The following is an 18,570-nucleotide window of genomic DNA, read 5'->3' as shown; positions in this document are numbered from 1 at the left end:
TATTGTTTGCTATTTAATTGTTATGGTTCATTAGTTGTGTAGCTATTATTTTACACTTTGTTTTATTTTTTTCAAATAGTAATTTGATGGTGGACCTGAGTAGACTCGAACTACCGACCTCACGCTTATCAGGCGTGCGCTCTAACCACCTGAGCTACAGGTCCAAGCAATTATTTAAGTAACAAATTGTTTCTAAATAGATAGAGAATAACGTATCATTCTCTGCCTAGCTAGTGGGTTTTCTTTCCTCGTTGTTGAGGCGTCCTAGTCTCTGTTTGTTTAGCAAACTTGTGTCTAGGATCTTTTTTTCTGCTATTTAGTTCTTAAATTCTTTAAGTTTTCTTATAGCGTCATTTTTGTTGTTTCTTCGAAACTTTCAAAAATGATGAAAAATACTTTCGTATTTTCCACCCACCAGGCCGGGCTTCCTTAGAAAGGAGGTGATCCAGCCGCACCTTCCGATACGGCTACCTTGTTACGACTTCACCCCAGTTACTGACCCTACCTTCGACTGCTGCTCCCAAAAGGTTCGCTCACAGGCTTCGGGTATTGCCAACTTCCATGGTGTGACGGGCGGTGTGTACAAGACCCGGGAACGCATTCACCGTGGCATTCTGATCCACGATTACTAGCAACTCCAACTTCATGCACTCGAGTTGCAGAGTGCAATCCGAACTGGGACAGGCTTTTTGAGTTTTGCTTAACATCGCTGTCTTGCTGCCCTCTGTACCTGCCATTGTAGCACGTGTGTAGCCCAAGTCATAAAGGGCATGATGATTTGACGTCATCCCCACCTTCCTCCGGTTTGTCACCGGCAGTATTGCTAGAGTCCCCAACTTAATGATGGTAACTAGCCATAGGGGTTGCGCTCGTTATGGGACTTAACCCAACATCTCACGACACGAGCTGACGACAACCATGCACCACCTGTATTTCAGTTATCCGAAGATATAGGCACTTATCTCTAAGTGCTTCCAAAATATGTCAAGACTTGGTAAGGTTCTTCGCGTTGCTTCGAATTAAACCACATGCTCCGCTGCTTGTGCGGGTCCCCGTCAATTCCTTTGAGTTTCACACTTGCGTGCGTACTCCCCAGGCGGAGTGTTTAATGCGTTAGCTGCGGCACCCAGATTTACTCCAGACACCTAACACTCATCGTTTACGGCGTGGACTACCAGGGTATCTAATCCTGTTTGCTACCCACGCTTTCGTACCTCAGCGTCAGTTAATGGCCAGAAAGTCGCCTTCGCCACCGGTATTCCTCCTAATATCTGCGCATTCCACCGCTACACTAGGAATTCCACTTTCCCTTCCATTACTCAAGGTCTCCAGTTTTAGAAGCTTACTATAGTTGAGCTATAGCCTTTGACTTCTAACTTAATGACCCGCCTACGTACCCTTTACGCCCAATGATTCCGGACAACGCTCGGTCCTTACGTATTACCGCGGCTGCTGGCACGTAATTAGCCGGACCTTATTCGTATAGTACTGTCATTTTCTTCCTATACAAAAGATTTTTACAACCCGAAGGCCTTCTAAATCACGCGGCGTCGCTGCATCAGGGTTTCCCCCATTGTGCAAAATTCCCCACTGCTGCCTCCCGTAGGAGTCTGGGCCGTGTCTCAGTCCCAATGTGGCCGTACACTCTCTCAAGCCGGCTACTGATCGTTGCCTTGGTGGGCTTTTTTCTCACCAACTAGCTAATCAGACGCAAGTCCATCTTACACCGCTAACACTTTGACTATCGCTTCATGCGAAGTGATAGTTTCATAGGGTATTATTCGTCGTTTCCAACGGCTATCCCCTTGTGTAAGGCAGGTTACTCACGCGTTACTCACCCGTCCGCCACTAATCCACTTAAGTTCATTCCGAAGAAATCATTTAAGTTTCATCGTTCGACTTGCATGTGTTATGCACGCCGCCAGCGTTAATCCTGAGCCAGGATCAAACTCTCATGAAAAATATTTTTCTACATTATTTTTTTACTAATGTAGTTTATCTTTTGTTCATAAAAGCTTTTTGATTCAAGCTCTTTTCATTTACATTGATCTTTATAATCAATGCGTGATTTAAAGTATCCTATCTATATATAAATAGATTGGAATCATTTTAACTTTCATTATATTAATAAAAGTTGGTTTTGGTTACTCAAATTAATTGCTTTAAGTTTAATTACTATTTTATTGTGTCATCAAATATGCATTTGATGGATGAGTACCCATTTCCTGGATATTTCATCAAGTTCTTTCGTCGTTTCTTAACGACAAGATATATAATACCATGGTATTTTTATCTTGTCAATACTTTTTTTTATTTTTTATTACATTTATTATTTTTTGTCCAATATTAGCCCAGGCTAGAGTTTGAATTTCACCGTTTACTTCTTCTGTAAAAAGATTTTCATCTAGCCTATTAATTTGTTTTTCTATATTATTACTTAATCTACTTACATATCCAGGTATGTCTTCTTTTACTGGCTTGTCTACATCATATATTCTTGGAAGTTCTGTAAACTTTATAAGTTCTTTATTTTTTATTTCCTCTCCTAGTAATTTTTCCAATCCTTCTATATAACTAGCTACAACTAATTTATGACAGGCTAGGGCTTCTATTGCTATAAGGCCTAGAGCTTCAAAATATGATGGCAAGACAAATATATCTGCTTGTCTTAATAGATTTGCTAATTTTTCTTGATCTAGGGCGTGGCAAATAATAAGTCTTGGTGAATGATTAACTAGTTCTTTCATTTTGCGGCAAGATTTTAAATCAGCGTTTCCTACTATATGAAGTCTTATTTGTGGATATTTCTTTTCTAGTATAGGTAATGTTTTTACTAGCTCAAAAACACCTTTGGATTGGCTTATCTTACCTGCATATACAATGTCTATAGTGTTTTTATCTGTATCTTCTTCTAAAGGATAAAATACTTCTTGATTGTATCCTCCACCCACATTATAAATTTTATTTCTATTGATATCTAGTAGATTTATAATTGAATCATCTTCTTTATCTGTAACGGTTAGTACATAATCTAAATTTTTTATATGAGTCAATCTTGGTAAAAATTTGTGATGTTTTTTTATTTGTCTAATATCTGTTCCGTGAGATATGCCCACTACTTGTTTATCATTAAAAACTTCTCTTACTAAATCTGTAATCAAAAATAAATGGTGTGATATCACTATATCAGGGTTAAATTCATCTTTGACTTCGATCAAAGCTTTTCTAAAATTATCTATCAAAGCATCAATATCTTCTTCACTCATTTTACTGTAAACTGTAGAATCATATGGCATCAAATCACTCATGCCACAAATATTAAAGGGCATTGACTCTGTATTATAATAAACTGGCTTTAAAAAATCTGCATTTATATTGTTTTGATATATATTTTCTGTTCCAAATACTGCAGCATTTTCATATCCTAAATTATCTAAGCTTTCAATTAAATTTGTGAAATATACTCCGCTACCAGTTTTTGCTGGTAACTGAGTTAGTACATGTAGTATTTTCATTTTATCTGCTCCATATCATAATCCAATTTGATTTTATCTCCAATTTTTTTATCAAAGTTATCATTTAATAACAAAAGTTTTAAGTTTTTATTATTATTTGCTAAAAAAACTTCGATTGTGCTACCCATAAAAATAATATCTTTAATTATAAATTCTTCACCATTTTCTGATATTTTTATTTTCTCAGGTCTTATAAAACTATTTCCCAAAATATTTTTTTGCCCTATAAAGTCTAAAGTTTCTATATTAGAAGGTTTATTATAGATTCTTTGTGGTGATCCTTGATCAATTATCTTGCCTTCATTAAGCACTATAACTTCATCAGCCATTTTAAAAGCCTCACCCTGATCGTGTGTGACAAAAATAGTTGTTAGGTTAAAATCTTTGTGAATTTTTCTAATATCTATTTGCATTTTTTCTCTTAGTTTTTGGTCAAGTGCACTAAAGGGTTCATCCATCAAAAGTAATTTAGGATTTACTACTAGACTTCTGGCTAAAGCAACTCTTTGCCTTTCCCCGCCTGAGAGCTCTCCAGGCTTTCTTTTTTCATATCCTTTAAGTCCAACCATTTCTATTGTTTTATGAGCTAATTTTTTCTTTTCATTTGTTGTCAAAGCTTTTTGATTAAATTTTAAACCATACATTACGTTATTAAAAATAGTCATATGGGAAAATAATCCTAAACTTTGAAAAACAGTAGAAACTTTTCTTTGGCTAGCTTCTAGATATGTTATGTCTTCTCCATCTAAAAATATTTGACCATCATAATCTATAAAGCCTCCTATAGAATGTAGAATAGTACTTTTCCCGGATCCGGACGGTCCTAGTAGACACAAAAATTTTCCCTTTTCTAGGTTAATATTTATATTATCCAAAACTTGCTTTGACCCGTAATTTTTGGTTAAATTATTAATTTCTAAGTACATAGTTGGACCTTTCTTTAAAACTTTTATTGCCAAACATCCAATTTGTCAATATATTAAATATTATACAAATAATCATAATCATCAAAGATATCACAGAGCCTTGACCATATTTACCACTATTTATTACATCAAACATTACAAGAGTCAAAAGTTTTTTTCCTGGATAGACTAAGAAAATTATAGAACCAACTGTAGTCATAGTTGTTGTAAAACTATTTATAAGTGATATACGCAAGGATGGCTTTATATTTGGAATAATACCATCTTTGATTTCATAAAATGTATTTGCTCCTAAATCTCTTAGAGAATTTATAACATCTGTATCAATAGATTTCATGGCTGTATTGCCTACTCTACTTGAAAATGGCAATTGTTTAAAAAGCACATTTAGAACAACAATTATACTAGTTCCTGTAATCATAATAGGTGGTGCTTTAAAATATAATAAATATCCTAATCCAAAAAAAGTACCAGGTATTATATAGGGCATATTTGAAATGAGATCTATAATTTTCATAAATTTACTGTTTTTAATTATCAAGTAGTATCCAATTAGCATCCCTATAAAGGTACCAAACAAAGCTGAAATCAAAGAATAAACAATAGATCTAAGCATTGCACCATTCATATATTTTTTAGCATTTAAAAAATTATCTAAGCTAAAAACTAAGGAACCTTTTTTCATAGTAGTAAAAGCACTTAAAATAATTGCTATATATAAGCTAAGTAATAATAATAAAATTAAAATCCCTATTATTTTAAACAAGATATATACAAATCCCTTTCTTTGGATATTAAGTTCTGATAAGTTATTTGAACTTGATGTCGACGATTTATCTTTATTCAAAAAATTTACTAGTACATATACAAAGAGAATAGGTATTAGTAGCAATACATTCATAGCGCTAGCCTTGGATAAATTACCATTTGCTATAACTTCAAAATATGATTCTAAAGCTAATACATTAAATCTACCTCCTATAATAGAAGGAGTAGCAAAATCAGATATAGATTTAAAAAAGCTTAGTAAAAATACTGTATAAATTCCATTTTTTAATTGTGGAACGAGTATGTCCATGATAATCGAATTGGTATTTGCTCCTAAGGATCTTGCAGAATTTATAACATCATTTTTCATAGTACTTAAATATCCTAGTAAAATCAGACAATTTAAGGAAATATAGGATAAAGTTTGCATAAAAACTACACCCCACATATTGTAAGGGTTAATTGATAATGATAATAAATTATGGGTAATAAAACCTCTTCTACCAAAAAGTGTAATATAGCTAAGGCTAGTTACAAAAGGAGGACTAACTAAGGTTATTAATAAGATTAAGTTGATAATCTTTTTTATTTTTTCTTTGGAAACATAAGCATATATAGCTAAAACAGTAGAAAATATCAAAGAAAATACCGATGTCAATGTAGCTAATTTGAGGGAATTAAAAAGCAAGTTTTTATTAGATAAAATATTACTATAATAGCTAAGATCTATGTGTCCATCTATGATAAAAGACTCTTTAAAGACACTTAAAAAAGGCATTAGTACAAAAAATACTACTGCTAGCGCCAATAAAACTTGTATTAAAATGTCAATTAAATTTATTTTTTTAACTTTTTTCATAATATGTATATATAAAATAAACCAAGGCTAAGCCTTGGTATTATCTTATTCTTCGCTAGCTTTATTTCCAGCTATTTCTTTAAATTTGTTTAAAATCTTTTCTCTGTCAGAACCAAATGTTGTTAGGTCTTCATCGATTAGCTTATCTTTTGGCAAACCTAAATCAAGGCCTTTTATATCAGGAACTATTAGTTGATTTGTATCTTTTCCATCGATTTCAGCTATCATATTTTGAGATTTTTCGCTTAACATAAAATCCACGAATGCTTTTGCAATATCTACGTTTTCGCTATCTTTAAAAATAGCAACTCCTTCAGGAACCCATGGAATACCGTCTTCTGGATATACTACTGTTAATCCATAATCTTCTGCTGCATCAAATGCTTTTTGGTCAACTGGTATAATTCCGATTCCAAATTCTCCTTGTGCTGTTTTTTCTTGTGGATCTTTACCCCTTTTTGAGTAGAAGTCGATATTTTTATTTATTTTTTCAAATAATTCCCAACCTTCTTCTTCACCATATAGATCTAATAATCCTTTAAGTGCTGCATAATTTGTTCCCGAAATTGCAGGGTTAGACATTATAATTTCACCTTTATATTTTGGATCTGCTAAATCTTTCCAAGTTTTTGGTACTTGTAAACCTTTTTCTTGAAGAATAGAATCATTTACTAAAAAACCTACTACTGTAAGACCTTTTGAGAAATAATAATCATCTTCATCTTTGTATTCTGCTGGAAGTTTGTCTGTCATTTCTGAACTATATTGTTCTAAAAGATCGTCATCTTTTGCCTCCATAAAAGCATCTAATCCACCACCGAACCAAAGGTCAGCCATTGGTTTTCCTTCTGCTTTAGTTCTAGAAATAACTTCTCCACTAGACATAGATAAAAATTCCACATCTGCACCAGTTTGTTTTGTAAATTCTTCAAATAATGGTACATAAGAATCACTTGTTGCTACTACATTTAAAGTTTTGCCTTCGAAGTTGTTATCTTCACTAGCTTCTTTTGAATCAGCATCTTCATTTTCGCTAGTTGTTGCATCTTCTTTCTTGCCATCATCTTTCACTTCTTTTTCTTCTTTAGCTGTTTCTTCTACATTTGTATCATTTGTAGCTTTTTGTTCTGTATTATTTTGTTCAGAACCACAAGCTGTAAATGCTAAAAGCATAGCAGTTATCAAAGAAATCTTACTAATAATATTGCTTTTCACGCTTCCTCCTTAATAATATTAGTAAGATTATTATATATTATATTGATTCTAAATCAAAATCTATTTTAAAATTCTGGTCTATCATTTAAGTTGATATGACAATAGCCTGTTGGATTTTTTTCTAAATAGTCTTGGTGGTAGTCTTCTGCTATTATAAAATTATTTAATTTTCCCACTTCAACTTGTATTTGTTTTTCTGCTACTACCTGCTTTTTATCTAAGAATGCTTTTACTTTTGTTAAATCCTCTTCGTCATTAGAATAAATGCCAGTTCTGTATTGACGACCCATATCATTTCCTTGCCTATCTATACTAAATGGATCTATTATATAGTAAAAATATTCTAATATTTCTTCTAAGCTAATTTTTTCATTATCATATGATACTTTTACTGTTTCTGCATGATCTGTCTTTTTTACTTCTTGATAGTTAGTTTGCTCGGTATTTCCATTTGCATATCCAACTTTTGTGTCTGTTATTCCTTCTATTTCTTTAAAATATGCTTCTACTCCCCAAAAACAACCACCTGCTAGATATATTTCTTTTATCATTTTTTCCCCTTTTTTAAATAATTGGTTCTATTTACAGTTCTTGTTCTAAAAGCCTTAAGTGATGTTGAAAAGGAACTAGCTAGTAGAACACCGAATGAAATAGAGCCTGCTACTACTATTGTGCTATAAAAACTAGATATAGCTAATTCTGACTGCTTATTTACAAAGTAACTCATTGTATTGTATATACCCTCACCTGGTACAAGGTTAATAATCCCTGGAATAATAAATACAGAAGCTGGATATCTTAGTTTTCTTGCAAGCATTTCTGATACAAAAGTAATTGAAAGTGCAGATAAAAATACCGCTATATATTTGCTTCCTGTTGTATCAATAACAAATTTAAATATAATCCAGCCGAATCCTCCATTAACAGCTGATACCAACAGTGTTTTAAGTGGAACAGAAAATACTAAGGCAAATCCTACAGTTGAAAGGATGGCTGCAATAAATTGTATTATATATGACATTTAAAATAACCTCCATACTGAAATAGGGGTAGCAACTCCCACAGCAAGAGCAATGGAAATTAAAATTGCCATTGCAGTTCCAGTTATACCACTAAGAGCATCCCCACTCATTAAATCTCTCATTGCATTTGTAAGCATAACTCCAGGAACAAAAGCCATCATTCCACTAATAATAAGGATATTTATACTTACCGGTGTAATTTCATTTGTCAACAAAGCCAAAAAAGATAAGACGAATCCATATAAAAAGTGAACTACAAAAAAGTTTATCTTTTCTCTTTCTAAAAATAAGGAAAATTTATAAGCAATATAACCTATAGCAAAGGAGCTAATTACTTCTATAATATTTCCACCAAGAAGTATTGAGTAAGAACCCGCAGCTAGCGTAGCTCCCAAGCTTTTTAAGTAAATAGGTACAGATTTTTCTTTTTTTATTTTATCTATTTCCATAAGGGCTTCATCCAAGCTATAAAGGCCTGCTGAGAAATTTCTAGAAAAAGTATTTACCCTATCTACATAATATAAATTATTTCCACGATTTCTAACCCTACGCATGTTTGTATGTATCTCGCCTTTATAAGAAAAAGAGATCATTATCATATTGTAGGAGGAAAATACATCTACGTCTTTTATAGCTTCTTTTGATCTAATTATTCTTTCTACTGTATCTTCAACCCTGTAAATTTCTGCTCCATTGGCAAGCATAAGTGCCCCAGCAGATGAAGCAATCTCTGAAAGAATCACTGCTTCTTCCAGAGTTTTGATTTTTTCATTAGTCATTGGCTATCCTTTTCTAAATCTTTTTTATAGATAATTCTGTTTATATTTTTTTATATTTTCCTCTGTCAAAAATTCGTAAGCTTCATTTACTTTGGTAAACATTGTTGTAGCATTGGGATCCTTGTTAATATCGGGATGATATTTTTTTGCAAGTTTTCTATAATTTAGCTTTACTTTATAAATATCTGTGTCTACATCTACACCCAAAGTCTTACAAGCATTTTCATATTTTTCCTTAAAACCAATGTCATTTACACCTTGGTAGCCAGAATAATTATCATTCTTATAACCACCACTGTATCCACCATAGTTTCTAGTTTCTTCGTAGTTTCCAAAATTTCTTACAAATTCTTCGAAACGGCGATTCATCTCTTCTTGCTGGCGTCTAGCTTCTTCTTCTTGCTGACGACGCCTTATTTGTTCTTGTTCATAAATGTATTTATCAGAATAATCCGATATTTTTTCATAGCCAACTTTTTGTCCAGTAATCATTGAGTCAGCTCTATCATACATCCACTCGGTTAAAGTATAATTTATATATCTTAAAAAAGAAATGAATTTTGGTCCCAAAATCGGTATAAATATCACTGCAAAAATAAAATACAAGGCTTTTTTTGGCAGAAATAAAGGTATGATTGGGAATATAATAATTGTTGAACATCCAAAAACAAATATCATGAATAATAATTCTCTTATACCTTCAAAAGTTACAACTATTACATTCATAATATTTATCAGAACATTAAATAATGTGCCCAGACCTGTTGCAAGTCCGTGCAGTATCTTTCCTAAAAACTTCATGATTTTCTCCATTCTAATAAGAATTATATCAAAGTTTGCCAATCATTAAAAATAAAAAAAGAATGGCCATTTAAACCATTCTTTATCCAAATAATTCTTCGTTATTACTATTATATAAGTTATAGTAAATACCTTTTTTATCTAATAGTTCTTGGTGGCTACCTCGTTCTACTATACCATCATAGGTTAATACTAAAATTTCATCAGCATTTATAATTGTAGAAAGTCTATGAGCTATGGTAATTGTCGTTCTTCCTTTTGATAAAACTTCTAAGGATTGTTGGACAATCGCTTCACTCTTATTGTCCAGGGCACTAGTTGCTTCATCCAAAATCAATATTGGAGGATTTTTTAAAAATACTCTTGCAATAGAAATTCTTTGCTTTTGTCCACCAGATAATTTTACTCCACGTTCACCTATATGAGTGTCCATTCCATAAGGCAAGTCTTTAATAAATTCTGTAGCTCCAGCAAGTTCTGCAGCTTTCATTATATCTTTATCGCTTGCATCTTCTTTTCCATAACGAATATTATCCTTTACTGTACCACTAAATAGATATACATCTTGTTGAACTATACCAATATTATCTCTAAGTGATTCTAAAGTTAAATCTCTTATGTCCTTATTATCTATTTTTATAGAACCTTTATCTATATCATAAAATCTTGGTATTAGTTTAGAAATAGTAGTTTTACCAGCACCGGATGGTCCAACTAGAGCAATATTTTCTCCTACATTTACGTTAAAATTGATATTTTCAAGTACATAAGGATCTTTTTCGCTAGTTTCTGGATATTTAAAATATACATTATTAAACTCAATTTTTCCCTTAACATTTGTTAAATCTTTTGAATTTTCATAATCAAATATTAAATTATCCATTCCCATAACTTCTGTAAATCTCTCTATACCAGTAGTTCCTGCTTGAAGAATATCTGTAAAATTAATTAGTCTTTCAATTGTTGCAACAAGCATATTTAAATACATTGTGAAAGCAACTAAGTCTCCTGGACTAATTTCTCCTCTTATTACAAAAAGACCACCAACAAAAATCAAAATTGCATACATAGCTCCTGCAAATGATTGGTTAATCATAAAAAAACCAGCCATATCAAAATATCTTTCTTTTTTGATATCTACAAATTTATCATTATTAATTTGAAACTTTGATTTTTCTATATCTTCATTTGCAAAAGATTTTACAACTGATATACCCAACAAAGTATCCTCTACTCCTGAGTTTATATCACCAATTTGTCTTTTAACATTCATTGTAGCTTGTCTAAATTCTTTTCTTTTTTTACTAGAAACTATGACCATTATTGGAATAATTATATAAATTATTAAAGAAAGCTTCCAATCAATTGTTACAAGTACAACAAACGATACTATTAGTTTTATTATACCTACTAAAAATTCTTCAGGAACATGATGAGCAAATTCTGTAATATCAAATAAATCAGTTGTAATTCTACTCATTAATGCACCGATTCTTGCTTCATTAAAAAATTCGGTATCCATTGTAAGAAGATGATCAAAAACATCTTTTCTCATATCTCGTTCAATCTTAGCACCCATGATATGACCTAAAGATTGCATAAAATATCTTGCAGCTACCTCAACTAGCTTTGTTAGAACATATATAATTCCTACTTTTACTACTCTATTTGTATTCAATAATCCTAATTGCGCCCAGTCTGTTAGATATGATAATAAAATAGGCAACACCAACTCAGAAACAGTTGTTAGAGCCGCTGCAAATAAGTCAGCAAAAAGGATTTTTTTATAAGGTTTATAATAAGGTAAAAATTTCTTGATCAAATGCTTATTGCTATAAGCTTGTTTCTCCATAAGTCCTCCTTTTAAAAAAATTAATCAATACTTATATACTGTACTCTATTTTTTATACTTTAATAATCATTATCATTAATAAAAGTTTTTGCTACATAACAAATATTTTACATAAAATTTACAATATTATTTAAAATCTATAATAAAGATATTTTATAATTATCATGAAAATCTTAGGAGGATATCATGAAAAAAAATAATAAATTAGTTTTAGCCCTAGCTATAGCAAGTGCAACCGCTGCAATTTTCCCTGTACAAAATACATATGCAGCAGAAGAAAATGCCTTAGTTGAAAATGAAAAAGCTATAGTAGAAAGTAAAGAAAGTCTAGATGATTTAAGCACAGAAGAAACAAATTTAGAAACTAGTACATATTCATCAAATAACTACATGAACTTCACAGATGATGAGGTTACATTTCCAAAAAATGAAGCTAATGTAAGAGAATCTGATGGAACAAACAAATTTAATAGAGCTACCGAAACAGAAAGAGATACTTTTGGTGAAGATAAAAATGTAAATGACATAGACCCAGAAGTTGCTAAAAAACTAAAAGAAACCGATGGTGAATACGGTAAAAAAGGTGGAAAATATGCTGACAACAACCTAAAAGCTACTACAACACCTATTAAAAATGTAGTTGTAAATCCTGGTAAAAACGAAAATGAAGTAGCTATTACATGGTTTGCTAAAGGTGATGCAAATTCTAGTTCTAAACTATTTTTTGGCGGAAAAGAATATAGTGTAATAAGAGCTAGAAAAACTGGTGATTCAAACGGATATAGTACTTATACTGCTATAGCAAATATTACTCCTGGAAATACCTATTCATATTACGTACAAACAGGAAAATATGTCTCCGAAACATATACTTTAAAAACTAAAGCCCTAGGAAAAAATAATGAATTTAAAGTAGCTTACTTCGGTGATCCACAAATAGGTTCTGGAGATAGTGTTTGGGATTCAAAAGGACTTAATAAAAACACTCAAGCAAAAGTTGACCAAGATAAAATAGACTTTGCAAAAACTATAAAAAAAGCTCGTGAACTTGATCCACATATTTACCTATCAATGGGTGATAACGTAGAAATCTCAAGTCTTGAAGGCGAATATGATTATTTCTTAGATAATGATTTATTTAGAGAAAGAATTTTCTCAACTGTAGTAGGAAACCATGAAACATATGTTGATAAAAATGATACTAGCCAACAAAACACTGTTTTCTCAGATCATTTCTACTTACCAAATGAGTCAAAACTTGGTTCTATTACAAATATAAATGAAGATGGTACACCTTTTTATATTTCTGGTGACTACTACTATTCATATGGAGATACATTATTCTTAAATCTAAACTCAAATGTTGAAGATTCAAAAGAACATGAAGCTTTCTTAAAAGATGCAATAGCAAAAGCTACAAAAGAACACGGCAAAAACTATTCATGGAAGGTAGTATCATTCCACCATGCTCCTTACTCAACAGCAACACATACTTCAGATGAAGATATTCTCCAAAGAAGACACGAATTAGTTAGAATCTTTAATGAAAATGGAATCGATGTTGTATTAAACGGACACGATCATATATATACAAGAACAGGACAAATGATTGCTGGTGAACAAGCTCTATCATTCAAAGATGCATATGGAACTGATCCATCAAATGAAAATGCAGGTATTAAAGATGGATTCTCAGAAACTTACAACAACAAAGTTTATAAAAATGGAAAAGTTGTAGTTGATGGTATTTCACTAGATGCTGATAAAAAAGAAGTTACAAACCCAAGAGGAACACTTTTCTTAACAATGTCAACATCTGCAGGATCTAAATTTTATAATCCAATTGGTGAAGACCAATGGTTTGTAGCAAGAAGCTTAGATGATAGAAGCCAATTATTCTCAAATCTAACATTTACAAAAAATCTATTCAATGTTCAAACTATGAACCCATATGGCGAAATAGTAGATTTTTATACAATTCATAAAACAGATGACTTTATCAATAATCCAAATATGCTTGATAAATCAGCATCAAAATCCCAATTAGAAGCTTCTATTAAACAAGCTAAGGCTCTAAAAGTAGTAGATAATAAAGAAAATATAGAAGCTTATAATGAAGCTATTCAATCAGCAGAAGACGTATTAAATTCTACTTATACATCACAAGAAGAAGTTGATGCAGCTATCGAAGTTTTAAATACAAGACTTTCAAATGTAGAATTCCTTGGTGAAAATAAGATAGATCAAAAAGTAAGTCCTTCTAAAACCACAAAAAAAGTTAAAGAAGTAAAAGCTCCAAAAGCAGCTAAAAAAATAAAAAAAGCAGAAATAAAAGAAGCTAAAAAATCTAACAATCCTAAAACAGGTATAGCTAGCTTAAGTGGTGTATATGCAGCACTCTCCCTAGCAAGTGCAGGATTATTTGCTTCAAAAAGAAAATAATTAAAAATACAAATAAAAAACAAGCTCAGCAAATATGAGCTTGTTTTTTTATTACATATTGGCTGCTTTTTCTAGCCATTCCTTATCTTCTGGATTAGCTGAATATCTTTCTTTTTTATCTAAGCTTGCTAAAGCATGCATATCATCATTAGTTAAATTGAAATCAAATATGTCTATATTCTCATTTATTCTTTTTTCATGGGAAGATTTTACTAAAACCATAACTCCCCTTTGTATATTCCATTTTAAAGCAATTTGTGCAGGGCTTTTTCCATATTTTTTACCAATATCTTCTAAGATATCTTCATGAAGTAGATTTGATTTTCCTTGAGCAAGTGGTCCCCATGCTTGGTGGAGAATTTTATTTTCTTTTAAAAATTGATGAGTATCTTTATCTTGTAAGTGCAAGTGACTTTCTAATTGATCGACAACTGGAATAGTACCTTCTTTTCGTAATTCTGACATTTGATCTACAGAAAAATTACAAACACCAATACTTTTTATAATGCCTTGGTCTTTGTAATCATTTAAAACTTTCCAAGCCTCTCTAAAGTCTTCTCCATACCAATGTAAAAGTCCTACATCTAGGTAATCAACATCCAAATCTTTTAAAGAGCCTTCTATAGATTCTTTTGTTTTATCAGCTGAATAAGCATTTGGCCAAACTTTTGTAGCTATTTGATAATCTTCCCTATTTTTTTCATAAGCTTTTAAATATTTTCCTAAAAGATGTTCATTTTCATAAAATTTAGCTGTATCAAAATATCTATAGCCAGCCTTTAAAGCTGCTTCTATAGCTAGATCCATTTCCTTTTCTTCTTTAATTTTAAAAGTACCAAATCCTATAGCAGGTACTTTAATACCATCATTTAATGTAAAATAATCCATATTCTTCACTCCTTTTGTTTCATATATACCCTATTGTGTTATAATTTTAATATGAAAACAGTTTTAATTACAGGCTCTTCTCGCGGTATCGGCGCTGCTATTGCAAGAAGACTAAATGATGAATACAAAATAATAATTAATTACAATAAAAGCAAAGATAAGGCCTTTGCTCTTATGGAAGAACTTAGAGAAACCAATCCCAATGTAATAGCTATAAAAGCTAATGTTTCTGATGAAAGTGAAGTAGAAAATATGTTCTCTATAGCTGAAAAAAACTTTGGTCATGTAGATATTTTGATAAATAATGCAGGTATTTCTCACTTTTCTCTTATCCAAGATATAGATTTTGGCACATGGAAGGATGTAATAAATACCAATCTAAATTCAGTTTTTCTAAATAGCAAACGAGCCATACCAAACATGATTTCAAAACAATATGGAGTAATTATAAATATGAGTTCCATTTGGGGAGAAATTGGAGCTAGTATGGAGACCTTGTATTCTGCAAGTAAAGGTGCAATAAATACTTTTACCAAGGCAATGGCCAAAGAACTAGCACCATCTGGGATAAGAGTAAATGCTATAGCCCCAGGAATTGTAGATACAGATATGATGAGAAATGATTTTTCAGAAAGCGAACTTTTAGATTTAAAAAAGGAAGTAGATACAAATAGATTTGCAAAACCAGAAGAAATTGCTGGACTTGTAAGATATCTGATATCAGATGAGGCAAGTTATATTACTGGTGATATTATCCACATAAATGGAGGTTTTTATTAAAAAATCCCTTAGAGAATCTTATCTCTAGGGGATTTTTCTTATTTATTTACTTCTTCCAACTCAGAAAAATTGTACCAATAAATATATGATTTACTCACTTGTTTTTTTAAACTTTCTTCAATAGCTAATTTGTATATTTTTAGCTGGTCATCATAGATACCTTCTCTTTTTATTTTATCAGTTTTAAAGTCTAGTAAGACTATTTCATCTTCAAATTCAAACATGATATCTATCTGTCCATTTACATAATAGTCTTCATATTTCATCAAGAAAGTTTCTTCTTTTCTGATATTTGCTGCATTTTGGTAGAGTTTTTTTATTAAAAGATCTTTAAAATATGCTATTATTTTTTCTTCTTCTATGACTTTTAATTCATCTCTTGTTATTTTATTTTCTATAACTAACCTATCCAAAGCTCTAGCTAGGCTTTTACTATCATATTTTTGATAGTTTAACCCTTGAAAAACTTTATGTATGATAGTTCCCCTATCGGTTGGCTTGTACTCTCTTACTTCAGAAATAAAATTTGGTTTTCTAAAGTCAGATTTTGCTTCAAATTTACTATATCTTGGTAGCTCGTAGCCATCTTCCTCTGGGTTAAAATTTTTACTAATTTCTGTTACTGATTTTTTTATAGAATCCCTGGTATCAGCCTCATATGGATAAGGTCTAGTAAAAATATTTACAAATTTATCATATAAATTATCGTGAACATTTGCTGATAAAATATCTGAAATATCGTTACCTTTACTAACTTCATATTTACTTTCTTCATTAAAAACAAATACACTTGCAACTTCACTTAATTCATCAGTTTCATAGTCATTTTCTAGCAAATCTAAACTTATTTTATCATCTGATAAGCTAACTAATATCCAATCCATATAAGTTGACATGTTTAGATAATCATCTCTACCATTTAACTTATTAACAGTATTTAGATTTCTATTACCAACAATAATTAATTTATTTATAGCTCTGGTTAGAGCTACATATAATACCCTCATCTCTTCTCTTTTATTATCTGTAGTCATTTTTTCAGTAATTATGTCTTTTTTTAAAGAACTTAGCCTTATTTTATTTTCATAGTCAGCGATATTTATACCAATACCCAGATCATCATCAAAAACTACACTTTCTCTTAGATGTTTGTTGTTAAATCTTTTATTAGTATCTGCTAAAATAACTACAGGAAATTCTAAGCCTTTTGACTTATGAATAGTCATTATCCTCACTAGATTTTCATTTTCTGACAATTCACGAGCCGGATTTATATTATCCGTTTGGTGTAAAGATAAATTTTGAATATAATCTAAAAATCCATATAAGCCATTGTCATTATTAGCTTCATAATCACTCATCAAATCTATAAAAGCCTCTACATTTTCTATCCTATCGATAGCCCTATCTCTAGCCATTAAAAAATCGTAAAATTTAGAATTTTCAAATATATAATTTCCAAATTCATATAGGTTCATCAAAGATAACTGGTAGGTAAAATCATTGTAGATAGTTTTAAAGTCATTTATTTTTGTTAATATTTCATCATCTTGCTCATAATTTTCAAAAGCTTCATAAAATTTAGCATATTTTTTACTTAATCTAATAGTAGCTATATCATCTTCGCTAAATTTATATATATCACTGCGAATAACCGATAAAAGAGTTATATCATCTTTTGGATTTGCAATTAATTTTAGTATATTTATAAAAAATGTTACTTCTACTGCCCCAAAAGAAACTTTACTAATGTCGTTAAAAAAAGGAATTCCTGCTTTTTTAAAGGCATTTTCATATAAATAAGACTTTGATCCACTTCTTAATAGTATGGCAATGTCCTTATATTTATATCCTTCATTTATTAAATTTTCTATTACACTTACTAAATGTCTTTCTTCTTTTAATTTTTCATCCAAAACATGGACTTCTGATTTAGGCTTTGCGTTTTCAAATTCCTTAATTGCATTTAATCTATGGCCACCATTTTTATAATCTATTACAGAATAGTCTTTGGTCATTAGCCTATCAAAAATATAGTTTACAAATTTTATAATATCTTTATCTGTTCTAAAGTTTTCATTAAGGTTTATTCTAATAGAATCTTTATTTTCATCACTATCATATGATTCAAGTTTGTCTAAAAAAAGCTGAGGCTCAGCACGCCTAAAACCATATATAGATTGCTTTACATCTCCTACAAAAAATAAATTATTATCTCTTTTTAGTTTTTCAATGATATAGTTTTGAATTTCGTTACTGTCCTGATATTCATCGAAAAATATATAAGCAAATCTTTCTTTTAATATTTGATTAGCTTCATCATTATCGATTAATTTTATAAACTCTGCTTCTATATCATTAAAATCAAGATAAGATTTATCATCCTTTTTTGCTTGATATTTTTTAATAAATCTTTTTGTCAAATAATTAATCTCTTTAAGGACATTTACTTCTTTTTTGCTGAATTCACTTATAATATTAGAATTTGTATTTATAACTAGGGAGCTTATATTTTTTAATTCTTTTTTATAAAGGTCTCTATTATTTTTTATAATAGCTTGGATGTCTTTTTCATCTTTACGAGCCCTTACCATGGTTGCAAATTTTGCCTTATTTACTTTTTCTATAAATAAGTCCCAGTTGGTAAATATTAACTGATTTAAGTTATTTACAAGGATATAATCATCCTCTAATATCTCTTCATATTCTACACGCAAATTATT

At 30.7% G+C, this 18,570-nt stretch carries 13 protein-coding genes, 1 tRNA gene and 1 rRNA gene; 2 read left to right on the top strand and 13 right to left on the bottom strand.

The window, feature by feature from the left end; translation table 11 throughout:
* Positions 1 to 87: 87 nt before the first annotated feature.
* From DY249_RS01460 to DY249_RS01410, 11 genes are all read right to left on the bottom strand, one after another.
* Positions 88 to 164, bottom strand: a tRNA-Ile gene (locus DY249_RS01460).
* Positions 165 to 433: 269 nt separating this feature from the next.
* Positions 434 to 1,960, bottom strand: a 16S ribosomal RNA gene (locus DY249_RS01455).
* Between the two features lie 337 nt (positions 1,961 to 2,297).
* Entirely contained in the window at positions 2,298 to 3,515 is a 1,218-nt protein-coding gene (locus DY249_RS01450) for a glycosyltransferase family 4 protein (RefSeq protein ID WP_115594937.1), read from the bottom strand.
* Complete coding sequence (locus DY249_RS01445; RefSeq protein ID WP_115594936.1) at positions 3,512 to 4,441, bottom strand: ABC transporter ATP-binding protein; 930 nt, start codon at positions 4,439 to 4,441, stop codon at positions 3,512 to 3,514. Before DY249_RS01445 ends, DY249_RS01450 begins: the two co-directional genes overlap by 4 nt.
* Positions 4,425 to 6,068, bottom strand: coding sequence for an ABC transporter permease (locus DY249_RS01440; protein ID WP_115594935.1), 1,644 nt, complete (start codon positions 6,066 to 6,068; stop codon positions 4,425 to 4,427). Before DY249_RS01440 ends, DY249_RS01445 begins: the two co-directional genes overlap by 17 nt.
* Before the next feature lie 45 nt (positions 6,069 to 6,113).
* Complete coding sequence (locus DY249_RS01435; protein WP_245943479.1) at positions 6,114 to 7,283, bottom strand: ABC transporter substrate-binding protein; 1,170 nt, start codon at positions 7,281 to 7,283, stop codon at positions 6,114 to 6,116.
* 65 nt (positions 7,284 to 7,348) lie between these two features.
* On the bottom strand, positions 7,349 to 7,834 hold the full coding sequence (gene msrA, locus DY249_RS01430; protein ID WP_115594934.1) for a peptide-methionine (S)-S-oxide reductase MsrA: 486 nt from the start codon (positions 7,832 to 7,834) through the stop codon (positions 7,349 to 7,351).
* Positions 7,831 to 8,304, bottom strand: a complete 474-nt coding sequence (locus DY249_RS01425) for a threonine/serine exporter family protein (protein ID WP_115594933.1) — start codon at positions 8,302 to 8,304, stop codon at positions 7,831 to 7,833. Before DY249_RS01425 ends, msrA begins: the two co-directional genes overlap by 4 nt.
* A complete protein-coding gene (locus DY249_RS01420; RefSeq protein ID WP_115594932.1) occupies positions 8,305 to 9,084 on the bottom strand; it encodes a threonine/serine exporter family protein in 780 nt (259 codons plus the stop codon).
* A gap of 24 nt (positions 9,085 to 9,108) precedes the next feature.
* Positions 9,109 to 9,885 carry a J domain-containing protein gene (locus DY249_RS01415; RefSeq protein WP_306489562.1) on the bottom strand — a complete coding sequence of 259 codons (777 nt, stop codon included), beginning with the start codon at positions 9,883 to 9,885 and terminating at the stop codon, positions 9,109 to 9,111.
* A gap of 82 nt (positions 9,886 to 9,967) precedes the next feature.
* Positions 9,968 to 11,737 carry an ABC transporter ATP-binding protein gene (locus DY249_RS01410; protein WP_115594931.1) on the bottom strand — a complete coding sequence of 590 codons (1,770 nt, stop codon included), beginning with the start codon at positions 11,735 to 11,737 and terminating at the stop codon, positions 9,968 to 9,970.
* A 186-nt stretch (positions 11,738 to 11,923) separates the two neighbouring features.
* On the opposite strand from DY249_RS01410, the gene DY249_RS01405 reads away from it, so the two are divergent.
* Positions 11,924 to 14,179 carry a purple acid phosphatase family protein gene (locus DY249_RS01405; RefSeq protein ID WP_115594930.1) on the top strand — a complete coding sequence of 752 codons (2,256 nt, stop codon included), beginning with the start codon at positions 11,924 to 11,926 and terminating at the stop codon, positions 14,177 to 14,179.
* Positions 14,180 to 14,230: 51 nt separating this feature from the next.
* On the opposite strand, the gene DY249_RS01400 is transcribed toward DY249_RS01405, so the two are convergent.
* A complete protein-coding gene (locus tag DY249_RS01400) occupies positions 14,231 to 15,067 on the bottom strand; it encodes an aldo/keto reductase (RefSeq protein ID WP_115594929.1) in 837 nt (278 codons plus the stop codon).
* A gap of 51 nt (positions 15,068 to 15,118) precedes the next feature.
* Here DY249_RS01400 and ymfI point away from each other — a divergent pair, with 51 nt between their 5' ends.
* The gene (ymfI, locus tag DY249_RS01395) at positions 15,119 to 15,847 is read left to right on the top strand and encodes an elongation factor P 5-aminopentanone reductase (RefSeq protein WP_101541004.1); all 729 of its coding nucleotides are present in this window, start codon (positions 15,119 to 15,121) and stop codon (positions 15,845 to 15,847) included.
* A 38-nt stretch (positions 15,848 to 15,885) separates the two neighbouring features.
* Here ymfI and DY249_RS01390 read toward each other — a convergent pair whose 3' ends face one another.
* Positions 15,886 to 18,564 (bottom strand): 3'-5' exonuclease, encoded by a 2,679-nt coding sequence (locus DY249_RS01390; RefSeq protein ID WP_245943478.1) that lies wholly within the window; start codon positions 18,562 to 18,564, stop codon positions 15,886 to 15,888.
* Between the last annotated feature and the right edge of the window lie 6 nt (positions 18,565 to 18,570).

This window comes from Anaerococcus octavius (genome assembly GCF_900445265.1).
GTDB classification, from domain to species: domain Bacteria; phylum Bacillota; class Clostridia; order Tissierellales; family Peptoniphilaceae; genus Anaerococcus; species Anaerococcus octavius.
Note: the sequence above shows the minus strand (reverse complement) of the source record. Positions and strands in the feature narration are given on the sequence as shown.